Source organism: Mesorhizobium sp. M7A.F.Ca.AU.001.01.1.1 (assembly GCF_004022735.1).
Taxonomy (GTDB): domain Bacteria; phylum Pseudomonadota; class Alphaproteobacteria; order Rhizobiales; family Rhizobiaceae; genus Mesorhizobium; species Mesorhizobium ciceri.
This window is the reverse complement of the sequence record NZ_RZPF01000619.1, coordinates 1-3,978: the sequence shown is the minus strand read 5'-3', so window position 1 is coordinate 3,978 and position 3,978 is coordinate 1. Positions and strand designations below refer to the sequence as shown.

2 protein-coding genes and 1 pseudogene are annotated in these 3,978 nt (G+C 64.4%); all 3 read left to right on the top strand.

Translation table 11 applies throughout. From position 1 onward, the window contains the following. Positions 1-1,123, top strand: a 1,123-nt coding sequence (locus tag EN884_RS28425; protein ID WP_128360869.1) for a hypothetical protein, incomplete at its 5' end; no start/stop codon positions are given. 437 nt (positions 1,124-1,560) lie between these two features. Then, positions 1,561-3,165 (top strand): DUF2778 domain-containing protein, encoded by a 1,605-nt coding sequence (locus EN884_RS28420; protein ID WP_063168831.1) that lies wholly within the window; start codon positions 1,561-1,563, stop codon positions 3,163-3,165. 124 nt (positions 3,166-3,289) lie between these two features. Further along, positions 3,290-3,978: pseudogene (locus EN884_RS28415) on the top strand (excinuclease ABC subunit B); the annotation flags it as partial.

Below are 3,978 nucleotides of genomic sequence, written 5' to 3'. Positions count from 1 at the left end.
GGAGGCTGCCGCGCCAAAAGACCCGGCATCCGCCTATGCGGCCGGGGCGGGCGAGTTCTTTACCGCACTGGAGATCCTGGCCACCGGCCTGCACCGTCATGGTTTCGAAAGCCCGCAATCCTTCATGCTGCCGCTGATGCGGTTGCCAGTGCCCGACAATCCCAATCCCGAGCCGCTCACTTACGAGCAGTTCCGCGCCATCCTGGTCGGCTTCCGTGACCGGCTGGAGAAATCCGCAGCCACGTTTGCCTCGGTGCCGCCCAATGCCGATATCGGCATGGTCATCGATCTCACCCATGCCGGCATCGACCTCAACGAGGACGGCACCATCGCGCCGGACGAGAGCATGGCGGCGATCATCGCCTCACTCTCGCGCGGCGGTATCTCGTCGGACGCCGCCGCCCCCACGCTCACCTTCCGCTTCGACCGCGCCGACGGCTACTGGCTGCAGGGCTATGCCGAGTTCCTGATGGCGCAGGCCGATTTCTGGCTGGCGCATGATTTCAGGAGCACCTTCGACGGCTCGTTTCACATGCTGTTCCCGCGCGCCAAATTGCCGCTGCAGGATATTCTGGTGCCGCCGGCCGGCGATATGGGCTCGAGCATCTTCTCCTCGGAATGGCGCATCGCCGATTTCATCTCGATGGTGCATCTCGTCAACTGGCCGGTGATCGAACCGGAGCGCCGGCAAGCGGCGCGCCGCCACCTGCTGGAAATGATCCGGCTGTCGCGCGAGGACTGGAAGGCGATCCGCGCCGAGACCGACAATGACCGCGAATGGCTGCCTGGACCGCAGCAGAAGGGCGAGAACCCGCTCACCGGCCTCGAAGTCGGCGAGGAGCAGGTCCAGGCCTGGCTCGCCGCCTTGACCATGGCCGAGGATCTCCTGGAAGGCCGCAGGCTGCTGCCGCATTTCCGCGTCACCGCCAGTACTGGGCTTGGCATCAACATGAAGCGCTTCTTCGACGAGCCAAAAAACTTCGATCTCGTGCTGTCGATCACCGGCCCGGCCATCGCGCCCTACCTCGAAAGCGGCGAGCTCGCGACCAGCGACGATTTCGACCAGATCCAGCGCCAGTTCGGCGGCGACGGGTTTTTGACGTTTGCGCTTTGGTTCAACTGAGGGTGGGCCGTTTGAGGCCGCCTTCCCGCGAGAAATCTAGCATGGCAGGCAACAGTTTTACCGGAAACACGCGCGCCTTTTGTAGGCAGGTCTGCCGGCAGTCGGTTCGCTGCATACACCGCGCGGAGGCGCTGCGTAAAAATTAGCAGTGGCTGTTTTGCTTGACTCGGCCGCCAAAAACAGGCAGCAAAACCAGGTCGGAAGGGCGACAACACCACTTTCCTGGCCGTGGACGAAGGCTGATTTGGCCAAAATCCACATCTCGTCGTTGGTTTTGAGAGGAATTGATTAACCAACTTTGTCCATATTTTGAAGCAATCGGCAACCAACTACAGACGCGGCAAACGCGTCGGGGACCACCTGGGATCACTCACAGAATGGTCGTCGCGGCTCTCAAGGCCACGTACGGGGAAACCGATTGAAGCGAGATTGGTTGCATGGCGTTGTTGAGTACACACAAAAAAAACCGGGGACAGCGTGAGGGCGGCGAGTTCGTCGATGCTCCACGTTCCCCTTCCTTCAACGCTGGCCGGGTGGCCCGCTGGGTCGCGCTGCCTTGCGTCAGCACCGCCATCGGCCTTTGGTTGATCGGCACCATGGCTGGCCTCAGTTCCGTCGGCGCCTCTCTATCGGCAACTTCGGTTGGCCTGCCCCAGACACTGTCGACACCGGGATCGCTCGCACTTGCCGATCCGCTGAAACAGCACTTTTTGAAAGCACCCTTCGTGCTGGCCAACGCCAATGGCGGCACTCAGGCCCTGCATGATCATTCGGTGCAGTGCGGCGCCAGCTGTTTCAAGCTGGCCAGGGTAAGCGCGCGGGCGGAAAAATCCGAACGCCTTGTAGCGCAGGCAAAGCCGATGCCCGCCGCCGTGAAGTCGAAGGCGCAGGAGCGCTTCGAACGCATGGAAGCGTCGCTTTCGCCGATGAAGCTGGCCGCTGCCTTTGCCGACGCCGGAAAGCCTGCCGCCAGTGCCAACACCCGCCCGGTGATCTCCACCGTCGCACCGCGAATTGCCGAGGCGTCGTTGGTGCCCTCCGTCCAGGTCACAGCCAGCCTGTCCGATAACATGCCAGTTCCGGCGGCCGAACGTTTCGCCCGGCTGGATACCGACTCGGTGGTCGTGCAGACCGCACCGCCGCCGATGGGTTTTGCCCAATCCGGTACGCCAGACAATTCGCAGTTGGCGCTTGCTCTGGTGCAGTCCCTGCCGGCCGACGACGAGGCGTTCGCCTCACCGCTGCCGATCGAGGAATCGTCAGCCGATGTCGTGGTTTCACCCGTCGAAACCCAGCAGGATCAACCCGGCGATGCCGCCGCGCTGCCGGACGCTCTGACCGACGACGTGCCGTTGCCGACCCGGCGTCCGCAATTCGACGCGCCGCAGCCCAAAGTGGTCCAGCAGGAGCCTAAGTCCGTCCAGCAGCCGAAATCCGTTCAGCAGCCGAAGCCGGCACGCGAGACGGTCCAGCAGGCCCAGCCGGCAAAACCGACGCGGCAAGGCCGGCCGGCCGATGGCGGCGATGTGCTGGCCTATGCCAAGCCCGACACCCCGTCGGGCGGCCTTGGCAAGGCGTTCAGGAACCTCTTCAACTCGCCAGCCGCCAGGAGCGGAGCCGGCAATGGCGTCGCCGTGTACGACATCAGCAGCGCGACCGTCTACATGCCTGACGGCTCGAGGCTCGAGGCGCATTCAGGCATCGGCGCCATGGCGGACCAGCCGCGTTATGCCGACCAGAAGAATCGCGGACCGACGCCGCCCAACACCTACAATCTGTCGATGCGCGAGTCGCGCTTCCACGGAGTGGAGGCCTTGCGCCTGACACCGGTCGATGGCCGCAACAAATACAATCGCAACGGCCTGCTGGCCCATACCTACCTGCTCCGGGGCCGCTACGCCCAGTCGAGCGGCTGCGTCGCCTTCAAGGACTATGCGCGCTTCCTCGCCGCTTTCAAGAAGGGCAAAATCAAACGCCTCGTCGTGGTGCCGCGCCTGAACGGGTCGGCGACGCAGGTCGCATCAGCCGCCAGGGGCGTGTAACGACAAGAGCTTTCGGGCGCCTTCCCGCTGCTCCTGACAGCCTGCTGTCAGGAGCAGCGCTGTCCGGCACGCCTCTCCCCACCGCGCTCTTTCCATTTTGGCCAGGAAATCCCATATTCGGGACATGGCCAAATCTCCCGATCAGAAAACGCCGCCGACGGCGAATGACGACCGCGCCGCGCCGAAGCGGCGCAGCCCGCTGACCGATTTCCTCGACGCCTCCGAGCCGCTGCACAAAGGCGGCTTCGCCGAGATGCCGCAGCCGGAGCTCTCTGGCACGCCGCTGACCGGTTCGATCGCGGATTGGGCCGAGCAGATCGAGCAGGAAGCCGAAAACGAAGGACGTCTTGTCGCCAAGGGTGACGGCGGCAAATCGCCGAAGCCGTCGAAGAAGATACCCGAGCGCTCAAGCTCGCCGGGGCGCAGTTCGCGCGGCACCTCGATGGGTGGCGCGGCGTCAGCCAGGGAGCGCACGGCAGCCGGCCTCAATCCGGTCGCCGGCCTCGACATCTCGCTGGAGGACGCCGAGACCATGGCCTCGGGCAGCGTCACCGCGACGGTGGCGGCACTGTCGGCGCTGATCGAATCCGGCAATCCGCTGCACAAGGACGGCGTGCTGTGGACGCCGCACCGCCCTGCCCGCCCCGAAAAATCCGAAGGCGGCATCGCCATCAAGATGGTGTCGGAGTTCGAGCCGGCCGGCGACCAGCCGACCGCGATCAAGGATCTGGTCGAAGGCGTCGATAACCACGACCGCACCCAGGTGCTGCTCGGCGTCACCGGCTCAGGAAAAACCTTCACCATGGCCAAGGT